Below are 24,521 nucleotides of genomic sequence, written 5' to 3'. Positions count from 1 at the left end.
TGGAACCGGAGGTGTAGATCACGTAGGCGAGGTTGTCGCCATCCAGCGCCACGTCTGGTGCCGTATCACGGTAATCGGCCCATTCTTCGCTGCGATCAATCGCCAGGGTGGTGAGCCCCTCGGGGATCGGCAGTTGTTGCAACGCACGGCTATGGGTCAGCAGCAGTTGCGCACGGCTGTCCTGCATCATGTAGAGCAAGCGATCACGCGGGTACTCGATATCCAGCGGCACATACACGCCACCGGCTTTCATCACCGCCAGGAACGCCACCATGATTTCGGCACTGCGCGGCATGGCAATGGCCACGCGCACTTCCGGGCCGACGCCACGGGCAATCAGGGCATGAGCCAGACGGTTGGCCTGGCGATCCAGTTCGGCGTAACTCAGGGTTTGCGCATCGAACTTAACCGCCACCGCATCCGGGGTTTCCCGGGCACGGTCGGCTACCAACTCGTGAACAAGACGCTCGGCGCAGAAACCGGCGTCGGTCTGGTTCCACAGCTCAAGGATGTGCTGTTGCTCATCCTGGCCCAGCAGCTTCAATTGGCCGATAGCCTGTTGTTGGTCGGCCACCATTGCCCGCAACAGGTTCTGCCAATGCCCGGCCATGCGCTCGATGGTCGCCACAGCGAACAGGTCAGTGGCGTAACTCAGGGAGGCGCGCAGCACGGTCGGGCTTTCTTCCACATCCAGCGCCAGGTCGAACTGGGCCACGCCCTCATCCAGATCCAGGACCTCCACGTGCAGGTCGGTCAGGCGACTCAGGTGGCTGTCGGCACCGCTTACACGGTGGTTGAACACTACTTGGAACAACGGGCTCAGGCTCAGGCTGCGCTCCGGTTGCAAAGCCTGCACCAACTGCTCGAAGGGCAGGTCCTGGTGCGCCTGAGCCTCCAAAGAGCGCTGGCGTACCTGGTGCAGCAATTGCTCCACGCTCATCTGGCCATGAATATCGGCCTTGAGCACTTGGGTGTTGACGAAGAAGCCAATCAAACCCTCGGTTTCGAGACGGTTGCGGTTGGCAATCGGCACGCCGACGCGCACGTCCTCCTGGCCGCTGTAGCGATGCAACAAGGCCTGGTAAGACGCCAGCAGCACCATCGGCAGCGTCACACCCGCGCTGCGTGCCAGGCTGCGCAAGCCGTCCAGCAGCTCGGGGGCCAACTCGATGCCCAAGCGGGCGCCGCGATGGCTTGGCTGTGCCGGGCGCGGGTGATCGAACGGCAATTCCAGCACCGGTTGCTCGCCGCCCAAATGCTCGCGCCAGTAGGCCAGTTGACGTGCCTGCTCGCCCGCGGCCATCCAGTCGCGTTGCCATACGGCATAGTCGGCGTACTGGATCGGCAGCATCGGCAGGCTTGGGGTTTGACCCTGGCTGAAGGCGGCATACAACTGCACCAACTCCTCAACCATCAGTTGCATCGACCAACCATCGGAGACGATGTGGTGCTGCACCAGCACCAGCACATGATCATCGTCGGCCAGACGCAGCAACTTGACCCGCAACAGTGGCCCGCGCAGCAGGTCGAACGGGTGGGCGACCACTTCGGCGACCCGCGCCTTGAGGCCAGCGTAATCGCTATCGACCCGGTCGATATCGACGCAGCCAACGGCCTCAATGACCTGCAACGCACCGGTGGCCTGTTGCTGAAAATGCGTGCGCAAGCTTTCATGGCGCGCCAGCAGGCTGTCGAAGCTGCGTTGCAGTGCACTCAGGTCCAGCGGCCCCTGCAAACGCAAGGCGCTGGGGATGTGGTACGCGGCGCTGGTGGGGTCCAGTTGCCAGAGGAACCATTGGCGCTCCTGAGCGTAGGACAGCGGCAAAGGCTGCGTGCGGTCGGCCTTGAGCAACGCTGGCGCAGTAGCGCACTCCTCGCCCAAGGCCCGAACGAAATCACTCAGCAGCGGGTGTTCGAACAAGGTCTTGAGCGCAACTTCCAGTGTCAGGGCCTGGCGAACCCGCGACACCACACGCGTAGCCAGCAATGAATGGCCACCCAGCTCGAAGAAGTGGTCGTCGAGGCCGACCTGCGGCACCTCCAGCACTTCGGCCCAGATGGCCGCCACCTGCTGCTCGCGCAGGGTTGCCGGTGCTATATGGCCTTTGAGTGAATCGCCAACCTCCGCCTTGGGCAGCGCCTTGCGGTCGAGCTTGCCGTTGGGGGTCAAGGGCAGGCTATCGAGAAACATCCAGTGCGCAGGCACCATGTAATCCGGCAGGCGCTCGCGCAGCGCGGCTTTGTACACCTGCTGTGGCTGCGGTGCGGAGCTGACCAGATAGGCGATCAGGCGGTCGTTATCGGCCAGCACCACCGCTTCGCGTACACCGTCGTGCTCACGCAGGCAGGCTTCGACTTCACCCAGCTCGATCCGGAAGCCACGGACCTTGACCTGATGGTCGACGCGCCCGATGTACTCCACCACGCCGTCGGCCCGGTAGCGTGCCAGGTCACCGGTGCGGTACAGGCGTTCGCCCGGCGCCCCAAACGGGTTGGGCACGAAGCGTTCGGCAGTCAGCGCCGGCTGCCTGTGGTAACCGCGCGCCAGGCCGACACCGCCGATCAGCAGCTCGCCAGACGCGCCTTGCGGGCATGGCGTGAGGCCGGGATTGAGGATAAACAACCCGGTATTGGCAATCGGCCGTCCAACGAAAGGCTGCGCTTGGTGCAGACGATGAGCCGCTGACCAGATGGTAGTTTCCGTCGGGCCATAGAGGTTCCATACGGGACCTTGCAGCTCGAGCAGGCGCTGGGCCAAATCGGCTGGCAGCGCTTCACCACCGCACAGGCAGGTTATGCCACGCAGTAAATGGGCGCGCGGGCTATCGAGCAACATGCGCCAGCTCGATGGCGTGGCCTGCAGCACACTCGCGGCCTGACGCTGGGCCAGTTCGAGGATCGCCTCAGGGTCCAGGGCCATATCCTGGGCGCTCAGTAGCACTGTGCCACCCATACTCAGCGGCACGTACAGCTCCAGGGCGAAGATATCGAACGAGAAGGTCGTCAGCGACAACAGCCGCGTCTGCCGGTCTATATCCAGGGTGCCCGCCATACCGTTGGTAAAGCTGCACAGCGCCTGGTGGCCTACCATCACCCCTTTAGGCTTGCCGGTGGAGCCGGAGGTGTAGATGACGTAGGCCAGATTTTGCGGTGTAACGCCAACCTGCGGGTTATATGCCTGCGTGCCGACATCCTCGACCATCAGGACCTGCACGCCTTGCGGCTGCACCAGGCGCCCCTGCAGGTGCGCCTGGGTCAGCAGCACCCGGGCGCGGCTGTCTTCGAGCATGAACGCCAGGCGCTCTGCCGGGAATTGCGGGTCGAGCGGGACATAGGCGCCACCGGCCTTGAGAGTCGCGAGCAAGCCGACCACCATGTCCAGGGAGCGCTCCACGTGCACTGCCACCAGCACGTCCGGGCCGACGCCCATGGCGATCAAACGATGGGCCAGGCGATTGGCGCGGCGGTTGAGTTCACCGTAGCTCAGGCGCTCCTCGTCGAAGTGCAGCGCGATGGCGTCGGGTTGCGCCACGGCCTGGGCCTCAAACAGCTGGTGTACGCAGTGTTCGTGTGGGTATGGGGTGTCGCTGCGGTTCCAGTCGTGCACCATTTGTTGCCATTGCGACGTGCTCAGCATCGCCAGTTCATCCAGGGGCTGGGAGGCATCGTGCACGACCGCGCGCAGCAGGTTTTGCCAATGCTCGGCCAGACGTTCCACGGTTGCAGCGTCAAACAAGTCGGTGGCGTAGGTCAGGGACGCCCAGAGGCCGTCGGCCGATTCCTCGGTTTCCAGGTTCAGGTCGAACTGCGTGCTGTGACCCGCCCAGTCCATTGGCTGCAACACCAGGCCAGGCAGTTGCACTGAACCCGAACGCAGGCTGCTTTGATGATTGAACATCACCTGGAATAGCGGGTTATGGCTCAGGCTGCGCTCCGGCTGCAACACCTGCACAAGTTGCTCGAACGGCAGGTCCTGATGGGCCTGGGCTTCCAAAGCGCGCCGTTTGACTTGGCCCAGCAACTGCTCGAAAGGCATCTGCCCGTGCAACTGCGCCTGCAGTACTTGGGTATTGACGAAGAAGCCCATCAGCCGCTCGGTTTCGAGACGATTACGGTTGGCGATCGGCACGCCGACGCGAACCTGCGACTGGCCGCTGTAGCGGTGCAGCAAGGTCTGGAACGAGGCCAGCAGGAGCATGAACAAGGTCACGTCCTGGCGTTCGGCCAAGGCTTTGAGCTCAGCCAGCATCACGCGGTCAAGATGGATCTGCCGGCGTGCGCCGCGATAGCTCTGCACCGCTGGGCGCGGATGGTCCAGCGGCAAGTCCAGCAGCGGATGGTCGTTACCCAGACGGGCGCACCAGTAATCGAGCTGGCGTTGTTGCTCCCCTGCCGCCATCCAATCACGCTGCCAACGGGCATAGTCGGCGTACTGGATCGGCAAGGCCGGCAAGTCCGCGTCACCTTGGTACAGCGCCACCAACTCGTCGATCATGACCTGCATCGACCAGCCGTCAGAGATGATGTGGTGTTGGGTGATGACCAGCACGTGGTGCTCAGGCGCGACGACCAGCAACTTGACGCGCATCAATGGGCCGTCAAGCAGATCGAACGGGCGCTGGATTTCTTCGCTGACGGCGTGCTCGATGGCATCGGCGTCGATCGCTTGCTGCTCAATCGGCACGGTCAGACTGGGGTGGACGACTTGCAAGGTGTGCTCGCCCGCCTCCACAAACGTAGTGCGCAGCGGTTCATGACGCTGCACCAGGGCCTGGACGGCGCGTGCAAGTGCCGCACTGTCGAGTTGACCGCGCACGTGCAATGCAGTCGGTACATGGTAAGCCGCGCTGGCCGGGTCCAATTGCCACAGGAACCATTGACGCTCCTGAGCAAAGGACAACGCCAGCGGCTGCTCACGTCCAAGCGCTTGGAGCGCTGGCGCCGTATCGGCCGTCAAGCCTGCGCAAGCCGCCGCGAAGGCTGCCAGCGTCGGCTGTTCGAACAGGGCCCGCAACGGCACGTCCAGCTTGAGGTCGTGACGCACCCGTGAGATCACCTGAGTCGCCAGCAACGAGTGACCGCCGCGCTCGAAGAAGTGGTCGTCCAGGCCAACCCGCTCCACGTGCAGCACCGCTTGCCAGATCGCTGCCAACTGCACCTGCAAAGGGCTCTGAGGTGCCACGTACACGGCGCACGCCTGGCTCAGATCCGGTGCCGGCAGCGCCCGGCGGTCGAGCTTGCCATTGTTGTTGAGCGGCAAGGCATCGAGTACCACCCAATGTCCCGGCACCATGTAATCCGGTAACGCCTGACGCAAGCGTGTCGCCAGTGCCTGCGCTTCCAACTGCTGATCATCGGCGGGTACCACATACGCCACCAACTGCATGCCGATCGCGCTCGGCTGGGCAATCACTGCCGCTTCAAGCACGTCGGGCAAGGCTTGCAGGCTGGCTTCGATCTCGCCCATTTCGATACGAAGGCCGCGAATCTTCACCTGATGGTCGATACGCCCCACGTATTCCAGCGCCCCCGCCGCGTTGTACCGGGCCAGGTCGCCACTGCGATAAAGCCGCGCACCGGGCGTGGCGGAAAATGGGTCCGGCAAGAAGCGCTCGGCAGTGAGCGCCGGGCGATCGAAGTAGCACTGGGCCAAGCCCGCCTCGGCGCCGATGCATAACTCGCCCACACCGTCGGTGCTCAGCAGTTCGAAACCGCTGTCGAGCACATACAGCGCACGCCCCGCAATCGCCTGCCCAATCGGTACGCCGTACGCGTCGTTGGCATCGGTCAACTGGCAGTCATGCACGCTGGACACCACCGTGGCTTCGGTCGGCCCGTAGGTATTGACCAGGCGCACATGACCAAGCCCTGCGGCATGCCAGGCACGTACACCCTCCACCGCCATGGCTTCACCGCCCACATGCACCTGGCGCAGCTTGCCCAGGGAGCGGCAGTGCACTGCACATTCCTGCGCCAACAGATACCAGTAGGCCGCCGGCAAGTCGGCCAGGGTTACGCCTTGCTCGACGATCTCCCGCGCCAGTTGCCCGGCGTCCCACAGCTCATCACTGCGCATGATCAACGCTGCACCCACACACAAGGGCGGGAAGCACTGCTCGACAAAACCGTCGAAACTGAAGGTCGCAAACTGCAAGACGCGATCCTCGGCACTCAAGCGGCTGTACAGCGTGGCACTGTCGCAGAATTGACCGAGGGCGGCATGATCGATGGCCACACCTTTGGGCTGACCGGTGGAGCCCGAGGTGTAGATCACATATGCCAGATCAGCAGCGGCGGCAGGGTTGGGCACGTTGGTCGTCGGGTAGCCGGCCAGCTCGTCACCGCAGGCGGTGAAATCCACACGTGCCAGTCCTTGGGGCAATGGCAGATCCACGAGCAAGCCCACTTCGCTGAGCAGCAGGTTGAGTCGGCTGTCGGCGAGCATGTAGGCCAGGCGCTCGACGGGGTATTTCGGGTCCAGCGGTACGTAGGCCGCGCCACTTTTGAGTACCGCCAACAGGCTGACAATCAACTGTGGGCCACGACGCGAAGCCAGGCCCACCCGTTGTCCGGGACCGACACCAAGCTCCAATAGGCGATGGGCCAGACGATTGGCCCGCTGGTTTAGCTCGGCGTACGTCAAGCCTTCGCCACCGGCCAGTACAGCCATGGCGTCTGGGGTGGCCTGGGCTTGGGCAGCGATGCGTTGATGCACGCGCTCGTTACCCTGGGCAGCCGCAGCTGACCGGCTGAGAGCGAGCATATTCTGCTGTGCGGTGGCGTCGAGAAGGCGCAGGTTACCAAGGGGTACATGGGCATCTGCGAGCAATTGCGCCAGCAGGTGTTGCAGGTTGGCGCTCAGGCGCGCGACTTGCGGCTCGCTGAACAGCGAACGGTCGTAGCTGAACTCCAGGCGCAGGTTGGCCCCCAGCTCAATGCCCAGGGTCAATGGGTAGTGCGTTTGTTCATGGTTGTGCAGGCGGCCGAAGGTCAGGCCAGCCGGCGCGCCTTGCTTGAGCGCCTCGGCAACCGGGAAGTTTTCGAACACCAGCAAGGTATCGAACAGCGCGCCGTGATGGCCGGCCCAAGCCTGGATATCGTAGAGCGGTACATGCTCATGGTCGCGCAGGCTGAGGTTGAGCGCTTGCAACTCGCCGAGCCAGCTTGCGACCGACTGGGCTGGCGAGGCTGCACTGATGATCGGCAAGGTATTGATGAACAGGCCCAGTTGCTGCTCGATCCCTGGCAGTGGCGCAGAACGCCCGGCCACGGTGGCGCCGAAGGCCACGCAATCCTGGCCTGTGTAGCGCTGCAACAGCAGGCTCCAGGCGCCTTGCAACACGGTATTGAGGGTCACTTTGTGCTGGCGCGCAAACTCGCCGAGACGTCGGGTAACGTCGCTGTCCAGCGTCACGTGATGGTCCGCCATGCCGATCCCGTCCACCGGCTTGCGCAGTGCCTGGGACAGCAAGGTCGGCGCCGGCAATGCTGCCAGTGCGGCTTTCCAGAACGCTTCTCCAGAGCCTTGCTGTTGCAACCAGCCCAAATAATCGCGCCATTGCCCCAGTGGTGCGGGCACAGCCTGGCCTGCGTAGTGAGCAATGACTTCGCCAAGCAACTGCGCGTTGCTCCAGCCATCCATGAGAATGTGGTGGCTGGTAAAAATCAGGTGCCAGGCCGCGCCCGCACCGCGCACCAGGGTCAGGCGAAACAGCGGCGCGGCATTCAGTGCGAAACCGCGCTCACGTTCAGCCTGGGCCAGGGCGTCGAAGTCGGCATACGGGTCTTCAATCACTTGCAGTTGCAGGTCAGCCTGGTGCTGGATCAACTGGTGAGCACTGTCCATGCCCAGCCAATGGAAGCTGCTGCGCAGGGTGTCATGGCGGTCCAGCGCGGCCTGCCAGGCACGCCCGAAGGCCAATAGGTCGAGCCCTTCGATGTCGAGGCGCAACTGGTTGATATAAGACTGGGCCTCGGGCGCAAGCAACGTGTGGAACAACATGCCCTGCTGCATCGGCGACAGCGGGTAAAGATCGGCAATGGCCGACCCCGCCACGGGCAATGCATCCAGTTGCTGCTGAGTAAGACGTGCCAACGGAAAATCCGACGGGGTCACCTGCCCTGCCGGAGCAGCACAACAATGTTCGATCAACGCCTTGAGTTCAGCGGTGTATTCATCCGCCAGACGCTGGACGCTCGACACGTCAAACATCTCGCGACTGAAGCCCCATTGCAGCGCCAACTCACCGCCATACACCTGCCCTTCCACCGTCAACCAGTTGGCCAGCGGTGCCTCGGGATCCTGGGCTTGGCCGCTGCCTTCACTGGCTGGTACGAAGAGTGCCGACTCATTGAACTGACGGTCGAACTGGCCCAGGTAGTTGAACGTAATGCGCGGTGCGGCGAGGTTCGCCAGGCTTTCGCGGGCCTGCGGCGACCCCAGGTAACGCAGCAGACCGTAACCCAGGCCCTTGTCGGGCACGGCGCGCAGTTGCTCCTTGACCGATTTGATCGCATCGGATAACTCGCCTTCGGCGTGCAGACGCACCGGGAACAGGCTGGTGAACCAGCCGACGGTGCGGCTCAGATCGATGTCGTCGAACAGGTCTTCGCGGCCATGGCCTTCCAGCTGGATCAGCGCAGCGGGTTGTTCGCTCCAGCGGCTGATCACCCGCGCCAGGGCCGTCAGCAGCAGGTCGTTGACCTGGGTGCGATAGGCCGCCGGTGCGTCTTGCAGCAACCGGCGGGTCTGCTCGGCGTCGAGGCGGGTTTCCAGTTTGGTGCCCAGGCGGTTTTGCAGGCCGCCCTCGGGGTGGTCGCAAGGTAGATCGGTGTCGACCGATTGCGCCTGCCAGTACGGCAGTTGTTCGTCGAGGGTTTGCGCGTGGTCGTGAAGTTGCTGCGCCCAATGCTGGTACGCGCTGGTTTTCGCCGGCAGCGACTGTTCGCGGTAAGCCTGTTGCAGGTCTTCGAGCAGGATGCGCCAGGACACACCATCGACGACCAGGTGGTGGATCACCAGCAGCAAGCGTTGGCTGCCATCGGCCATGCTCACCAATGCGGCGCGTATCAGCGGGCCTTGTTCGAGGTCGAGGCTGCGCTGGGCTTCATCACACAGCGCTGCCAACTCGGCGTCGATGTTGGCGTGAGACTGCCACAGCAGCGGCTCGGCGAGGGGCGCCGCATGGCTCTGATGCCAGCCATCCGCCTGCTGCACAAAACGCAGGCGCAAGACGTCGTGATGCTGGATCAGCTGGTTCAAGGCCGCTTCCAGCTGCGCGGGCTGCAACGCCTCTCGCGGGGTCAGCAGCAACGACTGGTTCCAGTGATGACGTGCCGGGATCGTCTGGGCGAAAAAGCGCTGTTGCACTGGGGTCAGAATCACCTCGCCACTGACCGGGCTCTGGTCGATCAGGCTGACTTGGTCGAAGCTGGCCACCCGCGAAAGGCTACGGATGCTTTGGTACTGGAACAGGTCCCGGGGGCTGAGTCGGATACCGGCCCGGCGGGCGCGGCTGACCACCTGGATAGAAATGATCGAGTCGCCACCCAGCTCGAAGAAGTTATCGTCCTGGCCGACCTGTTCAACGCCGAGCACATCGCTCCAGATCGCCGCCAGGGCTGTTTGCAGGTCGCCTTGTGGGGCGATAAACGCCTGTTGCAGCGCTGCATCCGGCAGTGGCAATGCCTTGCGGTCAAGCTTGCCGTTGGCGGTCACCGGCAGCTTGGCCAGGGTGAGGAAGTGGGTCGGCACCATATATTCCGGCAGGCTGCCGAGCAGCCAGGCCTTGAGGTCGGTCGGCTCCTCGCCTTCACACACCAGGTACGCGACCAATTGTTTGCCACCTTGCACCAACACCACCGCTTCGCGCACTTGCGGGTGCTGCATCAGGCGGGTTTCGATTTCGCCCAGTTCGATACGCAAGCCGCGCAACTTGACCTGGTGATCGAGGCGGCCGAGGTATTCGATCACACCATCGGCGCGCTGGCGCACACGGTCACCGGTACGATACAGCCGCTCACCCGTCACGAACGGGCTTGGCACAAAACGTTCGGCGGTCAACGCCGGGCGCCGATGATAACTGCGCGCCAGGCCGCTACCGCCCAGGTACAGCTCGCCAGCTACACCGTCAGGCACCGGGTTGAGTTGGGCGTCGAGCACATAGGTGGCGAGGTTGGCGATCGGGCGGCCGATGGGTACGCTGTCGGCGCCTTCGTCGATGCAGGTCCAGTGGGTGACGTCAATGGCCGCTTCGGTCGGGCCATAGAGGTTGTACAGCGCCACATCGGGCAGCCTGGCGAACACCTGCCGTTGCGCATCCAGGGGCAAGGCTTCGCCACTGCACACGATTCGCGTGAGGCTCGCACACGTTTGAACGCCCGGCTCATGGATAAACACCTGCAACATCGACGGCACGAAGTGCAACGTGGTGATGGCGTACCGGCCGATGGTTTCGATCAGGCGCGCCGGTTCACGGTGCTCCCCAGGCGCCGCAACCACCAGGCGCGCACCGGTCATCAGCGGCCAGAAGAATTCCCACACCGACACGTCGAAGCTGAACGGGGTTTTCTGCAACACTGCATCCGCGGCATCCAGGCCGTACGCCTGCTGCATCCAACTCAAACGGTTGACCAACGCACGGTGGCTGTTGCCAGCGCCCTTGGGCTTGCCGGTGGAGCCGGAGGTGTAGATCACATAGGCGAGGTTGAGGGCATTGACCGCCACGGCGGGCGCTTCGCGGCTGTAGCCGTCGAGCCACAGCGCCGGCTGATCCAGGGCAATCACCTGGATACCGGCAGCGGGCAGCGCGGCCAGCAGGCTTTGCTGGCTGAGCAGCAACCGAATGCCGCTGTCTTCGATCATGTAGGCCAGGCGTTCCTGGGGATACTCGGGGTCGAGGGGCACGTAGGCGCCACCGGCCTTGAGAATCGCCAGCAGGCCGATGACCATTTCGACGGAACGCTCGACACAGATCCCCACCAGCACGTCGGGGCCTACGCCCTGCTCGCACAAGGCGTGGGCCAGCTGGTTGGCCCGGCTGTCGAGCTGGGCGTAAGTCAAGGTGGTTGTACCGAATACCAGTGCCGGTGCATCCGGGGTGCGCTGAACCTGGTCTTCGATCAGGTGATGAATTGCGCGTTCGGTTGGGTATGACTCGGCAGTCTGGTTCCAGGTGTGAACCAGTCGGTGCTGTTCTTGGGCATCAAGCATCGACAATTCGCCGATACGCTGTTCGCCATCCAACACCATCGCCTGCAACAGGCTGATCCAGTGTTGGGCCATGCGGTCGATGGTCGGCGCGTCAAACAGGTCATTGGCGTAGGTCAGCGCGGCGTGCAGGGTGCCGGATTTTTCATAGGTGTCCAGGGTCAGGTCGAACTGCGTGGTGCGGCCTTGCCATTCCACCAGGGCCAGCTCCAGGCCGGACGCGGTACTGACCGAAGCGATGTCGGCGACGACCGGCTGGTGGTTGTACATCACCTGGAACAGCGGCGTGTGACTCAGGTTGCGCTCGATTTTCAGCGCTTCTACCAGGCGCTCGAAGGGCAATTCCTGATGGGCCTGGGCACCCAGGGCGTGTTCCTTGATGCCTTGCAACAGCTCGGTCACGCGGGTTTGCCCGCTCAGTTCGGTGCGCAACACCTGGGTATTGACGAAGAAACCGATCAGCCCTTCGACTTCAGTGCGGTTGCGATTGGCAATCGGCACGCCGACGCGGATATCACCCTGGCCCGTATAGCGATGCAGCAGCACATTGAACGCGCCCAGCAGCAGCATGAACAAAGTGACGTTGTGTTTTTGCGCGCAACTGCGCAGTTGTACCGCCAATGCCGGATCAATTGCGAAGTTATACCGCGTGCCTTGATGGCTGGGCATCGCCGGGCGTGGGTGGTCGGTGGGCAGTTCCAGTACCGGATGCTCGTCGCCCAGGCGCGCCTGCCAGTATTCCAACTGGCGCGCCTGCTCCCCCGCTTCCAGCCAGCGCCGTTGCCACAGGGCATAGTCGCTGTACTGGATCGGCAGCGCCGGCAATTGCGGTTCTTCGTTGCGCTCATGGGCGTCATAGCAACGAATGAACTCGTCGATCAGTACGTTCATCGACCAACCATCAGAGACGATGTGATGCAGGGTTAGCAGCAGCACGTGCTCTTGATCGGCGAGTTTGAGCAGTTGCACACGCAGCAGCGGGCCGTGCTCCAGGTCGAACGGCAACAGGGACTGGCGGGTAGCGGCGTCGCTGACGGCCTGCTCGCGCTCGGCGTCTGGCAAGGCGCTGACGTCCAACTGCTCGACATTCACCGCCGGTTCTACCGCCACCTGCGCCAAGCGCTCGTCGGCCTGTCGCTGGAACACGGTGCGCAGGGTTTCGTGACGCGCCACCAGGCTGGCGAACGCCTGCTCCATCGCGGGCAGGCTCAGCGCGCCGGTCAAGCGCACCGCGCCAGGCAAATTGTAGGCGCCACTGGCCGGGTCCAATTGCCAGAGAAACCACATGCGCTGCTGCGCGTAGGAAAGCGCCTGGCGATCCTCAACCTCCACCCCTGCCGGTATCGGAAACCTGGAAAAATCCACGCCCTCTTTCTGCAAGGCTTGCAGGAACAGTTGGCGTTTTTCCAGGGGCAGCCCGATAAACCGGCGAGCAAGTTTCAAGGAGTCTTCAGCATTCATTTCTTCGAATCCGGGGCAATAGGCGGGAAGCACAAAGGCACGTCGTCCCTATAAAACGAACCGGGAAGGGAAAAATTAGCGGGGGGATGGGTGGCATCGAGCGAGCTGTCATCAAGGGTTACATCAATTCCGGGAAAGGCACACGCCCCCGAGCTAGCATTGACGAACACCACTTTTTGCAACTACATTTAGTTACACGCAAGGAACGCCGTGTCCAAAAATGAAAAGCTGCTCGCCAAATTGCTCAATGAGCACATGGCATTTACCTGGCCCGAGCTCGTCACGCTGTTACGCCGACTCGGATACACACTGATTGAAGGGGCTGGAAGCCGCGTCAAGTTCGATATCGGCGACCCCAGTGCAATGATCACGTTGCACAAGCCTCACCCGGGCAACGAACTGAAACATTACATTCGGCGCCAGATCATCGAACAATTGAAATCAGGAGAACTGATTCAGTGAACAACCAGCTCAAACATAAAGGCTACATCGGCTCTATCGAGGCCAGCCTCGAAGACAACTGCCTGTTCGGCAAGATTTTATTCATCAAGGCATTAGTGAGCTACGAAGGCAAAACCGTCGCAGAACTGGACGCAGCCTTTCGCGAAGCCGTGGACGATTATCTGGCTACCTGCCAGACCCTGGGGCAATCACCTGAGAAGCCATGCAAGGGCTCGTTCAACGTACGCGTTGGGCATGAACTGCATCTGGCAGCCGCTCTGGCCGCAATGCGTAAAAAGGTGACGTTGAACGACCTTACGCGCCAAGCGCTGAATGAGTTTCTGCAACAGCACGACGACGGTCTAGCGGCGGTTTGAATTGGCCAGTCAGGCAACATCGCCACAGGGCTCGTTCGATGCGTGTGGCGAAGTGACGACGCGAGTCATCCCAAATGGTCTTATTCGGGCATTAGAGGTCGTTGACTCCAATCAGAACTAAAGGGTCCATTGTGTTTTTCCACCCGGACTTCTAAATTGAAATCAACGCCCTTCCTGATCCTTGGTCCGCAGTAACGTCCAATGGCATAGACACCCGGAGTCTTGCTATGAACGACATCAGCCCGCCGCCTCCCCCACAAAAAAACTCAACCGGCCTGGAAATACCTGCGCTTGAATGTCCATTACCGATACGACTGGACGAAGCGCTCGGCAACCGTATCAATGCGCTGTTAATGGCGTGGATCAATCGAATCGGTATTTTCGAGGGGCAGTTGGATCACGTAAGGGCCTCGAACTTCGGGCGTTTCGTAATGCTGTGTCACGCCGACACCGACGACGTTCAACGCTTGCTACTGTCTGCAAAATGCATGGCGGCGCTGTTCGCGGTAGACGATCACTATTGTGATGATGAGCGAAGTGGCGCCAACCCCAAGCTCCTGGGCGCACGCTTGTCACTGGCCCTGGCCGCCCTGGACAGGGCATATCTGATTCCACCCCACGACCTCGCGCTCAAACGTGCGCTCAACGATGATCCGGTTTTACGTGGATTGCGGGGATATATGAACCACCTGGATCGCTATGCGACACCCTCGCAGAAAGCTCGCGTTCAGTCGGAGACCATTGCGATGTTCGTGACCATGAATGCGGAAGCTTCATGGCGCATCGAACACAGCCTGCCTCAAGTCTGGGAATATTTGGCACATCGTCAAGTCAACAGCTTTTTACCTTGCATGGCCCTCATTGATATTGTCGGCGGCTATGAACTGGGTGCCGATACTTATTTTTCTGCGCCTGTACGCGAAGTGATCGCCCTAGCTGCAAGTTTGACCATGCTCGTCAATGACTTGTATTCCGCATCCAAAGAGCAAGAGCCTGGCATCGGTGATTTCAACCTGCCATTGCTGCTGGCAAACGAACAAGGTTGTTCATTACAGCAAGCCTTGTGGTTGACAGCCGATCTTCACAACACGCTTATACGTAGATATGAAGCCAAGGAAAGAAGGCTGCTCAAACAGGCCTCCCCCACGCTCAAGCGCTTCCTCGGCGGGGTAAAAGCCTGGCTGGGCGGCAATTACGAGTGGCATCGACACAGCGGTCGCTATCAAGTGTGAACAAGCCGGCACTCAGCCCAACCGCCGATACCCCAACCATGCGGCCAACAACACCACCGCCCCCGCCGCCAACGCCACCCGGAACCCACTGGCAGCGCCGAAATGATCGATCATCCAACCAGAGCTGGCGGCGCCGATAGCAACGCCGATGCTCAGCCCGGTGATCAACCAGGTCATGCCTTCGGTAAGACGGCTGGGCGCAACGATCTGCTCGACCATGGCCATCGACACGATCAAGGTGGGCGCAAAGAACAGGCCGGAGATAAATATGGCGACGGCCAGGCCGGGGATGTTGCTCACCAGCAACAAGGGCAAGGTAGTCAACGCCGTGGCCACACCGCAGAACAGGAACTGACGCGGCAACGGCGCCTTGAGCTTGAGGGCACCGAAAGCCAGCCCGGCCAGGCACGAACCGATGGCGTACACCGACAGCACAATACTCGCCGCCGCCGGCTGGCCCTGATGCTGGGCGAACGCCACACTGACCACGTCCACCACGCCGACGATCACGCCCATGGCCAGCAGCAAGGTCATCAGAATCAAAACCGCAGGGGAAGCGATCAGCCAGCGGCCATGCGCGCCGTGGTGCTCGTGTATGGGTGGCTCGGTTTGCCGCTGCATTACAAAGGTGGTGACGCCCACCGCCAGCAACAATGCCGCCACCAAAGGGCCGGCTTCGGGGAACAGCACTACGCTCAGGCCCACAGAAATGGGTGGGCCGATAATAAAGCACACCTCATCCAGCACCGACTCCAGAGCAAACGCGGTTTGCAGCCTGGGCTGGCCGCGGTACAACTCGGTCCAGCGCGCCCGCACCATTGCGGACATATTGGGCATGCAGCCGGCCAGCGCAGCAAACAGGAACAGCGTCCAGCTTGGTGCCTGCAAACGCGTACACAGCAACAACATCAATAGCGCCCCGCCGCCGATCAGTGCGGCTATCGGCAGGACCTTGCCCTGGCCGTAGCGGTCCACCCAACGCGACACTTGCGGCGCACAAAACGCCGTGGCCAGGGCAAACACCGCCGCCACCGACCCCGCCAGCCCATAACCGCCATGGACTTGGGCGAGCATGGTGATCAGGCCGATACCGGTCATCGAGATTGGCATGCGCGCCAACATGCCTGCGAGCACAAAGGCTCGGGCGCCTGGGACCTGGAATAATTCGGCGTAAGGGTTTGCCATCCTGCGTAACCTCTTGCTCAAGCCGCGGCCTTGCTATCTGAAGCGATCCGGGCAGAATACATACGGTGCGTATGTGAGGGATCATGCTTCGCATACGCACCGTATGTCAATCACCAACCAATGAGACTTCCATGAGCCGAGCCCGTGCCGAAATGATCGAAGAGACTCGCGCCCGCCTGATCGCAAGTGCGCGCCGGGCATTCGCCACCCAAGGCTATGCCCATACCTCGATGGATGACTTTACCGCTCAAGCCGGGCTGACGCGCGGTGCGTTGTACCATCACTTTGGTGACAAAAAAGGCTTGCTGGCAGCCGTAGTCGCCCAGCTCGACAGCGAGATGGACGAGCACTTGCAACGCATCAGCGCGCAGGCCATAGAGCCCTGGAGCGGGTTTTGCGAACGCTGCCGAGCTTATCTGCGCATGGCCCAGGATCCGGAAATCCAGCGCATTGTGTTGCAGGATGCGCCAGCGGTGCTGGGGGATACCGGCTCACAACACCACTGCGTTGAGTCGTTGCGCCAACTCTTGGAGGCCCTGATGCAAGCCGGATGGGTGGAGCCGGCACCCAGCCAGGCACTGGCGCAGTTGATCAACGGCAGCCTGGTCAACACGGCGTTGTGGATCGCCCGAGATGCACACCCGAGCGCGCGGCTGGAGGAAGGCTTGCAGGGCCTGGAGGTGTTACTGCGCGGGCTCAGCCTCAAACCAACCGCTTGATCTGCTTATGCCGCCATACCAGCCGGTAATACGCGGTCTGCAATACCAGCATTGCCAGGTAGGTCACCGGGAACGCCATCCACACCCCCTCCAGCCCGAAGTGTGCGTTGAACAGATAAGCCATCGGCAGCTCCACGCAAAGCACGCAGAAAATCGAGATTGCCACCGGCATCAGCACCACGCCGCTGGCGCGCATGATGCCGCCGATCACCGCCTGGAAGCCGAACACCAGGATGCTCCAGAGCATGATGTGCAGCAGGTGTTCGGCTCTGATCCGGGCGCTGTCGTCAGTGATGAACAGCCCCAGCAACCAGTGCGACAACCCATAACCGAGCACAATCAGGCCCCCGGTCAGGCACAGGTTGATCACCAACCCCGTGCGCAGGATCGGCCCGATGCGCTCCAGGCGCCCGGCGCCGATCGCCTGGGCACCGAGGATCGAGGCGGTGATGGCAATCGACAGCGCCGGGAACTGGACGTAGTTGACGATCTGCGTCACCGCGCCATAAGCCGCCGTGGCCTGGGAGCCGTGGCTATTGACCAGGGCCAGGATGACCAATTCCGACAACGACAACACCACCATCTGCAAGCCTGTCGGCAGGCCGATGCGCAGCACTTTACCGAGGATGACGCGGTCAAGGCGTAAAGCCGCGAGCAGCTCGCGATCCGGTGCCATCACATGGTTTTTATGCCGCAGGCGCAGGACCAGGAACAGCATCGCCAAGGCGTTAGCCACCAAACCTGCGTAAACCGCACTCTGGATGCCAAGGGGCGGCAGGCCGATCCAGCCGCGAATCAGCGCTGGCGTCAGCAGCAAGCCCACCAGGGTCGAAACCATTAACGCCAGCAACGGCGAAATCGTGTCGCTCACCCCACGCAGCAACTGGGTATAGAGGATGAACACCAGCAACAGCGGCATGATCAACATCATCATCTGGGCATAGCCCACCGCATCGTCGAGCACATCCAGCGGCGTACCCAATGCCTGCAAGGCCGGGCGCGCAAACAGGCTGCCCAGCACCGCGGCAATCAGGCCCACCAGGGCGCCCAACGTCAGGGTGGCGCCGGTAATCACCTTGACCAGCCCCGTCTCCTGGGCACCCCACGCCTGGCCGATCAACACTGAGGCGCCCGCCCCCAGGCCGATCACCAGGGCGATAAAGAAAAACACGATGGGGAACATCCCCGACACCGCCGCTAAAGCCTGGGTGCCGAGCATTTGCCCGACATAGATACCGTTGAGGGTGCCGGAAAAGCTTTGCAGAAAATTGGACAGCACCATCGGTGCCAGAAAGATCAGATAGATCTGCCACAGCGGGCGTTGCAAAGGGGTCAGCATGAAAAATGGGACCTCGAATAACGAAAGCGTCGCAGGGTTATACCGTAAGTGGATCCAATGCTAATGCGTTTTAGCAAAGATCACTCATCCACCAAACGTCTGCGACGGCCTGCGCAACGTAGGGTCGAACGGGTTGATGCGTGGCCCGATTGCTGCAGCTTCGCGCTTGAGCAACTCCACCACCATCGGCAATCGGCTTGGCCCCAGGCGGTCACTGATGGTCGCCACACTCAACGCTGCGACCGCATGCCCCTCGCGGTTGAGGATCGGCACTGCCAACCCCGCCATACCTTCCAGCACCCCGGTGTTGCGTGCCGCGTAGCCCAAATTGCGAACGTTCTCAACTTCGGAGCGCAGCAGCACTTCGTCATACAAATGAAAATCCTTGAGCCGTGGCAGGTTGTAGCGGATGACCGTCTCGCGCTCTTCCTGCGGCAGAAAGGCCAGAATTGCCAGGCTGCCCTGCCCTACCCCCAGGGCTACGCGCCCTCCGATATCACCGGTGAAGGTACGAATCGGGTACGGGCCTTCGCTGCGGTCCAGGCAAATGGCGTCGAAGCCGCTGCGAGCCAGCAGGAACAGCGAATCTCCCAACGATGCACTCAGGCGCAACAGGCTTGGGCGCACCAGATCGCGCAGGTTGCCAGTCTTGCCGGCATTGGCCGCCAACGCAAAGAACTCCAGGCTCAGGCGATAGCGTTTACTGCGCGCATCCTGCTCGACCATGCCTTCATCCATCAGGCTGCGTAGCAAGCGGTGAGTGGTGGGCTGGGAGAGGCCAACTCGGTGGGCGAGCTGGGTGACACGTTCGCCTCCCTCGGGCACTTCACCCAGAGCGCGTAGTAAGGCAAACACGCGGGATACGCCACCAGCACCGACTTCCTTGCCGCTGCTATTCCGCTGAATGGAATCTGTATCACTCGATATCAACATAAATTCTGCTCAGTGAATAAATCTTAAAATAGTAGTCCGCTGAATGAAATTCCATCTTCCGCCCATCCTAGTCTTCGCTCTAATCTGCGTCCACAGGGGCGAAACGAACAACAACTGGCAGCCGACTCAAGATCGAGCGTCAACGCACCGGCAACACTCTTTTCGCATCTGCCCAAAACAAAAAAACGCGCTTCGGCGCGGCGGAATAAAAGGTGGAACGCAGACATGGCATTTCTCCAACTCAACGCCTTGAGTAAACGCTACGGCGCCGTTGATGCAGTAGTTGCCACCGACCTCGCGGTGGAAAAAGGTGAATTCGTTTCCCTGCTTGGTCCTTCGGGCTGCGGCAAGACCACCACCCTGCAAATGATCGCCGGCTTTGTCGAGGTGAGCAGCGGCCAGATCCTGCTCGATGGTCGCGACATCACCCGCGCCAAGCCTGCCAGTCGTGGCCTGGGCGTGGTGTTCCAAAGTTATGCGCTGTTTCCCCATATGAGCGTGCGCGACAACGTCGCCTTCGGCTTGAAGATGCGCAAGGTACCGGCCGCCGAGATCGCAAGCCTTGTCAAGACCGTACTCGAACTGGTGCGTCTGGCCCCCCATGCCGAACGCTACCCTCGGGAACTCTCCGGCGGCCAACGCCAACGCGTCGCGCTGGCCCGTGCATTGGTGATCGAGCCACCGGTTCTGCTGTTGGATGAACCGTTGTCCAACCTTGACGCCAACCTGCGTGAAGAGATGCAGTTCGAGATCCGCCGCATTCAATGTGCGGTGGGCATCACCACCTTAATGGTCACCCATGACCAGGGCGAAGCGCTCTCCATCAGCGATCGCGTGGTCGTGATGCAGGCCGGGCGCGTGACCCAGATCGACGCGCCGTACAAACTCTATGAACATCCGCGCACGCGCTTCATCTCTGACTTTGTCGGCAAGGCCAACCTGCTGGCCGGCGACTACGACGCGCTCGGTGTCCCCCAAGTGCGTCACCAGGGCGGCGCTGGCCAACTGACCCTGAGCCTGCGTCCGGAAAAGATCCAATTGGTACAAGCAGGTTCAGGCCGCGTGCAAGGCCAGGTGCTCGACCGCTACTTTTTCGGCAGCCAATGGCTGTATCGCATCCATACCCCCCTTGGCGAAATTACCGTGGTGCGCGGCAACGATGGCAGCGCACCGCTTTGCAACGGCGCGGCAGTGGGCCTGCAATGGCAAGCGGATTTGCTGCGGGTACTGGCGGCCGATGAGGTGCACCCATGAGTCGCGGCTACCTGCTCTCGTTACCGGCATTGGTGCTGTTTGGCGGGTTACTGATCTTGCCATTGGCCTTGACGCTGGTACTGTCCTTCAACGTGTTCGATTACCAGGTGGGTGTAAAGGCCGATCAGTGGACCCTGGCCCACTACCTGGCATTGTTGAGCGATGCCTATTTCTACGAGATCTTCTGGCGCACCTTCTGGATCAGTGCGCTGGTAACGTTGCTGTGCGTGCTGATCGGTGTACCGGAGGCGTACATCCTCAGCCGCATGGGTACGCCGTGGCGGTCGGTCTTCCTGATCCTGATCCTCACACCGCTTCTGATTTCCGTGGTGGTACGCGCGTTTGGCTGGAGCTTGCTGCTAGGCGCCGATGGCCTGGTCAACCAAGTGATCCAGGCCATCGGCGGGCGCCCGGTGAAGCTGCTGTATACGCCGTTCGCCGTGATCATCGCGCTGGTGCACGTGATGCTGCCGTTCATGATCATCCCGGTATGGACCTCCCTGCAAAAGCTCGACCCCTCGGCGGAACAAGCGGCGCTTTCTCTGGGCGCAAGCCAGGCCACGGTGATGCGCAAGATCGTGTTGCCGCAAGTGATGCCCGGCGTGCTGTCCGGCACCTTGATCGTGTTCGGCCTGGCCGCCAGTTCGTTCGCAATCCCAGGGTTGCTGGGCGGGCGGCGTCTGAAAATGGTCGCCACTGTGGTGTATGACCAATACCTCTCGGAACTCAACTGGCCCATGGGCGCGACTATCGCGGTGGTGCTGCTGTTGGTCAATCTACTGATCATGCTGAGCTGGAACCGAATGGTCGAAGGCCGCTATAAAAAGTCCCTGGGGGTTTAAGCGCATGTCCAGAAACGGTCCTTTGGCCCTCGGTTTCCATGGTTTGGTGGTGCTGTTCATGATGGCGCCGCTGGTGGTGGTGTGCCTGGTGGCGTTCACCCCGGAAAACACCTTGAGCCTGCCGACATCGGGCTTTTCCCTGCGCTGGTTTCGCGCCGTATTCGAACGCGCCGACTTCATCCAGGCCTTCTATAACAGCCTGATCCTGGCGTTTACCGCCGCGTCCCTGGCGACCTTGATCGCGGTACCGGCGGCTTTGGCGATCAGTCGCTATACGTTCCCCGGGCGCAACTTTTTCAGTGCACTGTTTCTGTCGCCGATCATCATCCCGCACCTGGTGCTGGGCGTGGCGATGCTGCGCCTGTTTGCGTTGATGGGTGTTAATGGCAGCTTTACCTGGCTGATGCTGGCGCACGTGGTGATCATCACTCCCTATGTACTGCGCCTGGTGCTGGCGGCAGCGATCGGGATTGATCGCAGTGCCGAGCAGGCCGCCGAATCCCTCGGAGCCGGGCGCTTTACGTTGTTCCGGCAAATCACCTTGCCGATGATTTTGCCTGGGGTGGCCGGTGGTTGGTTGCTGGCGTTCATCAACAGTTTCGATGAGGTGACCCTGTCAATCTTCGTCAGTTCACCTGCCACACAAACCCTGCCGGTGCGCATGTACGTGTATGCCACTGAGTCCATCGATCCAATGATGGCGGCGGTATCGGCGCTGGTGATCGCACTCACCGCAGCGACCATGATTCTGCTCGATCGGGTCTACGGCCTGGACCGTGTACTGGTGGGGAAACATTGATGGCGCTGTTCAAGCGGCTGACCGAAACCCAGCGCCCAGCCCTGGCGTTCACCCTTGATGGGCAGCCGGCCACCGGGCTGCTCGGCGATACCTTGCTGACTGCCATGCTGACCTGCGCCGACCATCTGCGCGGCAGCGATTTCAGCGCCGAACGCCGCGCCGGTTTTTGCCTGATGGGTGCGTGCCAGGATTGTTGGGTACGGCTTGCCGATGGGCGACGCGTACGGGCCTGCTCGACGTTGCTCGAAGAAGGTCACGCGATCAGCCGCGATCCAGGACGGCAGCCATGAAGCCCGTGGCAATTGTAGGCGCAGGCCCAGCGGGCATCGCTGCCGCACGTACGCTGCTCGATCACGGCATAAAACCCTGCTTGATCGATGAGAACCTGCGCGGCGGCGGGCAGATATATCGGCGCCAACCGGCAAACTTCCAGCGCTCGGCCAAACAACTCTACGGCTTTGAAGCGAGCAAGGCGCAGACCGTGCATCGCATCATGGACGAGCTTGCGCCGTTGATCGACTACCGGCCGCAAACCCTGGTATGGAACGCCGAGGACAACCGTCTCGACCTGCTCACCAGCGGTCGCATCGACAGCGTTGAGTATTCGCGCATCATTGTCGCCACCGGCGCCACCGACCGCATCCTGCCGGTGCCGGGCTGGACCTTGCCGGGCGTCTACAGCCTGGGCGCGGCGCAAATCGCCTTGAAGTACCAGGGCTGCGCAATTGGCGAACGCGTAGTGTTTTGTGGTTCCGGACCACTGCTCTATCTCGTCGCTTATCAATATGCCCAGGCGGGCGCCAAGGTGTTGGCCGTGCTCGACAGTGCGCCGTTCAGTGCCCAATGTCGCGCATTACCGGCGCTGCTCAGGCAACCGGCGACCCTGGCAAAGGGTTTGTATTACCGTGCTTGGCTGACGACCCATGGGATTGCCGTGCATCAGGGCGCAACACTGTCGCAGATCGATGGAGAGCAACGGGTCCACGGCATTCGCTGGGGCGAACAGACGCTGGAATGCGATGCGGTGGCCTTCGCGCATGCCCTGCGCAGCGAAACGCAACTAGCGGATTTACTCGGCTGTGACTTTGCCTGGAATAATCTCAACCGCGCCTGGTTGCCGCAGCGGGACTGCGCTGGGCGCAGCAGCGTCGAGGCGGTGTATCTGGCTGGCGATGGCGCAGGGATCATGGGCGCGGATGCGGCGCAGATGGCTGGCGAATGTGCGGCGTTGGCGCTGCTGGAGGATGCCGGCATTACGGTCGATCAGCACCGCCAGGATACGCTGCAGAAGCAGTTGGCGAGGATCCAGGGCTTTCGTCAGGGCCTGGAAACCGCGTTCCCTTTCCCCGAACAATGGGCTGTGCAAGCCCCCGACGAACTGATTCTGTGCCGCTGCGAAGAGGTCAGCGTCGGTGAAGTGCGGGCAGTAGTGGATGAGGGTCACTGGGAAATAAATCGGGTCAAAGCCCATTGCCGCATTGGCATGGGCCGCTGCCAGGGACGGATGTGCGGGTTGGCGACGGCGGAAATTGTCGCCCAGCGCAGCGGGCGTGGCATCGAACAAGTCGGACGCCTGCGAGGCCAAGCGCCGATCAAGCCGCTGCCGTTTGGCGTGGAGGGGCAACCATGATCGACGTCATCGTCCTGGGCGGCGGGATCGTCGGCGCTTCGGCAGCTTTGACACTCGCGCGAAAAGGCCAGCGGGTGGCGCTGGTGGAACGGGATTTTTGTGGCTCGCACTCCAGCGGCGTCAATTATGGCGGCGTGCGCCGCCAGGGCCGGCCCTTGCATCAGTTACCGTTGTCCCAGCGTGCCCATCAACTGTGGGCCGACTTGCCAGGCTTGATTGGCATTAGTGGCGAGTACGTGCGCTGCGGGCATTTGAAGCTGGCGCGCAGCCCGGCAGATTTTGCTGCGTTGCATGCGTATGCCGAACAAACCCGTGGCTTCGACCTGGGCTTGCAGCTGTTGGATCGCACTGAGTTGCGCGGGCGTTTCCCCTGGGTGGGCGACGTGGCAGTGGGTGCCTCCTTGTGCCCGGAAGACGGACATGCCAACCCGCGACTAGTGGCCCCTGCCTTCGCCCGTGCCGCCCTACGCCACGGCGCCGAGGTGTACGAGCAAGCCGAAGTGATCGGCATCGAGTACAACAGCCAACAGTTCCAGGTGCACTGTGCCAATGGCTTGCATCTGCAAGCCCCCTGGCTGCTCAACTGCGCCGGTGCCTGGGCCGGCAGTGTCGCTGCACAGTTTGACGAGCCGGTACCGATTACCTCGGCGCACCCGGCGATGCTGGTCACCGAACCACTGCCGGTGGTGATGACTGTCAGTACCGGTGTCGAGGGCGGAGGGATCTATGCGCGGCAAGTCGCCAGGGGCAACTGCATCCTCGGCGGCGGTCGCGGCTTTGCCCTCGGCCCACAGCAAGCCAGGCCAGGTCAGGCCGCGCTGCTGGAAATTCTGCGCAATGCCAGCGAACTCTATCCATTTCTCAAGGGTGCCCAGGCGATCCGGACCTGGAGCGGCACCGAAGGTTACTTGCCCGATCACGAACCGGTGATCGGCCCCAGCAGCACCCAACCTGGCCTGCTCCACGGTTTCGGCTTCGCCGGCGCCGGGTTCCAGCTCGGCCCCGCAGTCGGCGAAGCCCTGGCAGAGATTGTCTGCGCAGGGGCCAGCCGCCAACCCATCGAAGCGTTTTCCATCCGTCGTTTCCAAGCCTGAGAGGAA

General features: G+C 61.9%; 14 protein-coding genes. 10 read left to right on the top strand and 4 right to left on the bottom strand.

Annotation, left to right across the window (positions count from 1 at the left end; all coding sequences use genetic code 11):
* Positions 1-12,670, bottom strand: a 12,670-nt coding sequence (locus E4O97_RS10800) for a non-ribosomal peptide synthase/polyketide synthase (RefSeq protein WP_248161355.1), incomplete at its 3' end; no start/stop codon positions are given.
* A gap of 210 nt (positions 12,671-12,880) precedes the next feature.
* Here E4O97_RS10800 and E4O97_RS10795 point away from each other — a divergent pair.
* From E4O97_RS10795 to E4O97_RS10785, 3 genes are all read left to right on the top strand, one after another.
* Complete coding sequence (locus E4O97_RS10795; RefSeq protein ID WP_032876316.1) at positions 12,881-13,132, top strand: type II toxin-antitoxin system HicA family toxin; 252 nt, start codon at positions 12,881-12,883, stop codon at positions 13,130-13,132.
* Positions 13,129-13,488, top strand: coding sequence for a type II toxin-antitoxin system HicB family antitoxin (locus E4O97_RS10790; RefSeq protein ID WP_103735389.1), 360 nt, complete (start codon positions 13,129-13,131; stop codon positions 13,486-13,488). The genes E4O97_RS10795 and E4O97_RS10790 overlap by 4 nt, the downstream gene beginning before the upstream one ends.
* Before the next feature lie 227 nt (positions 13,489-13,715).
* Positions 13,716-14,720, top strand: a complete 1,005-nt coding sequence (locus E4O97_RS10785; protein ID WP_248161354.1) for a family 2 encapsulin nanocompartment cargo protein terpene cyclase — start codon at positions 13,716-13,718, stop codon at positions 14,718-14,720.
* 12 nt (positions 14,721-14,732) lie between these two features.
* Here the strand turns inward: E4O97_RS10785 and E4O97_RS10780 are convergent, their stop codons facing one another.
* Positions 14,733-15,905, bottom strand: coding sequence for an MFS transporter (locus E4O97_RS10780; RefSeq protein WP_032876322.1), 1,173 nt, complete (start codon positions 15,903-15,905; stop codon positions 14,733-14,735).
* A gap of 131 nt (positions 15,906-16,036) precedes the next feature.
* Between E4O97_RS10780 and E4O97_RS10775 the strand changes: the two genes are divergently transcribed.
* Positions 16,037-16,624: a TetR/AcrR family transcriptional regulator gene (locus E4O97_RS10775; RefSeq protein WP_032876325.1), complete on the top strand. Its 588-nt coding sequence runs from the start codon at positions 16,037-16,039 to the stop codon at positions 16,622-16,624.
* On the opposite strand, the gene E4O97_RS10770 is transcribed toward E4O97_RS10775, so the two are convergent.
* Together E4O97_RS10770 and E4O97_RS10765 are read right to left on the bottom strand one after the other, a co-directional pair.
* Entirely contained in the window at positions 16,608-17,963 is a 1,356-nt protein-coding gene (locus E4O97_RS10770) for an MATE family efflux transporter (protein ID WP_078821098.1), read from the bottom strand. The genes E4O97_RS10775 and E4O97_RS10770 overlap by 17 nt on opposite strands.
* Before the next feature lie 84 nt (positions 17,964-18,047).
* Positions 18,048-18,896 carry an IclR family transcriptional regulator gene (locus E4O97_RS10765; RefSeq protein WP_032876330.1) on the bottom strand — a complete coding sequence of 283 codons (849 nt, stop codon included), beginning with the start codon at positions 18,894-18,896 and terminating at the stop codon, positions 18,048-18,050.
* 225 nt (positions 18,897-19,121) lie between these two features.
* Here E4O97_RS10765 and E4O97_RS10760 point away from each other — a divergent pair, with 225 nt between their 5' ends.
* Genes E4O97_RS10760 through E4O97_RS10735 form a run of 6 tightly spaced genes read left to right on the top strand, consistent with a single transcriptional unit; the run spans position 19,122 to position 24,515 of the window.
* Positions 19,122-20,150 carry an ABC transporter ATP-binding protein gene (locus tag E4O97_RS10760; protein ID WP_032876332.1) on the top strand — a complete coding sequence of 343 codons (1,029 nt, stop codon included), beginning with the start codon at positions 19,122-19,124 and terminating at the stop codon, positions 20,148-20,150.
* Positions 20,147-20,992, top strand: coding sequence for an ABC transporter permease (locus tag E4O97_RS10755; RefSeq protein WP_248161352.1), 846 nt, complete (start codon positions 20,147-20,149; stop codon positions 20,990-20,992). The genes E4O97_RS10760 and E4O97_RS10755 overlap by 4 nt, the downstream gene beginning before the upstream one ends.
* Before the next feature lie 4 nt (positions 20,993-20,996).
* On the top strand, positions 20,997-21,791 hold the full coding sequence (locus E4O97_RS10750) for an ABC transporter permease (RefSeq protein ID WP_005787620.1): 795 nt from the start codon (positions 20,997-20,999) through the stop codon (positions 21,789-21,791).
* Complete coding sequence (locus E4O97_RS10745; protein ID WP_005787618.1) at positions 21,791-22,081, top strand: (2Fe-2S)-binding protein; 291 nt, start codon at positions 21,791-21,793, stop codon at positions 22,079-22,081. Before E4O97_RS10750 ends, E4O97_RS10745 begins: the two co-directional genes overlap by 1 nt.
* Positions 22,078-23,421, top strand: coding sequence for an NAD(P)/FAD-dependent oxidoreductase (locus E4O97_RS10740; protein WP_032876337.1), 1,344 nt, complete (start codon positions 22,078-22,080; stop codon positions 23,419-23,421). The genes E4O97_RS10745 and E4O97_RS10740 overlap by 4 nt, the downstream gene beginning before the upstream one ends.
* Entirely contained in the window at positions 23,418-24,515 is a 1,098-nt protein-coding gene (locus tag E4O97_RS10735) for an FAD-dependent oxidoreductase (protein ID WP_032876339.1), read from the top strand. The genes E4O97_RS10740 and E4O97_RS10735 overlap by 4 nt, the downstream gene beginning before the upstream one ends.
* Positions 24,516-24,521: the final 6 nt, after the last annotated feature.

It is taken from the genome of Pseudomonas sp. W15Feb34, from assembly GCF_023127765.1.
GTDB classification, from domain to species: domain Bacteria; phylum Pseudomonadota; class Gammaproteobacteria; order Pseudomonadales; family Pseudomonadaceae; genus Aquipseudomonas; species Aquipseudomonas synxantha_A.
The sequence above is the reverse complement of the archived record's forward strand: the minus strand, read 5'-3'. Positions and strand labels throughout refer to the sequence as shown.

Bases quoted from the DNA above. Each gene is read 5' to 3' on its own strand.
- E4O97_RS10770 (WP_078821098.1), bottom strand. From the start codon at position 17,963: ATGCTGACCCCTTTGCAACGCCCGCTGTGGCAGATCTATCTGATCTTT.
- E4O97_RS10740 (WP_032876337.1), top strand. From the start codon at position 22,078: ATGAAGCCCGTGGCAATTGTAGGCGCAGGCCCAGCGGGCATCGCTGCC.
- E4O97_RS10775 (WP_032876325.1), top strand. From the start codon at position 16,037: ATGAGCCGAGCCCGTGCCGAAATGATCGAAGAGACTCGCGCCCGCCTG.
- E4O97_RS10735 (WP_032876339.1), top strand. From the start codon at position 23,418: ATGATCGACGTCATCGTCCTGGGCGGCGGGATCGTCGGCGCTTCGGCA.
- E4O97_RS10760 (WP_032876332.1), top strand. From the start codon at position 19,122: ATGGCATTTCTCCAACTCAACGCCTTGAGTAAACGCTACGGCGCCGTT.
- E4O97_RS10785 (WP_248161354.1), top strand. From the start codon at position 13,716: ATGAACGACATCAGCCCGCCGCCTCCCCCACAAAAAAACTCAACCGGC.
- E4O97_RS10780 (WP_032876322.1), bottom strand. From the start codon at position 15,905: ATGGCAAACCCTTACGCCGAATTATTCCAGGTCCCAGGCGCCCGAGCC.
- E4O97_RS10755 (WP_248161352.1), top strand. From the start codon at position 20,147: ATGAGTCGCGGCTACCTGCTCTCGTTACCGGCATTGGTGCTGTTTGGC.
- E4O97_RS10750 (WP_005787620.1), top strand. From the start codon at position 20,997: ATGTCCAGAAACGGTCCTTTGGCCCTCGGTTTCCATGGTTTGGTGGTG.
- E4O97_RS10745 (WP_005787618.1), top strand. From the start codon at position 21,791: ATGGCGCTGTTCAAGCGGCTGACCGAAACCCAGCGCCCAGCCCTGGCG.
- E4O97_RS10765 (WP_032876330.1), bottom strand. From the start codon at position 18,896: ATGTTGATATCGAGTGATACAGATTCCATTCAGCGGAATAGCAGCGGC.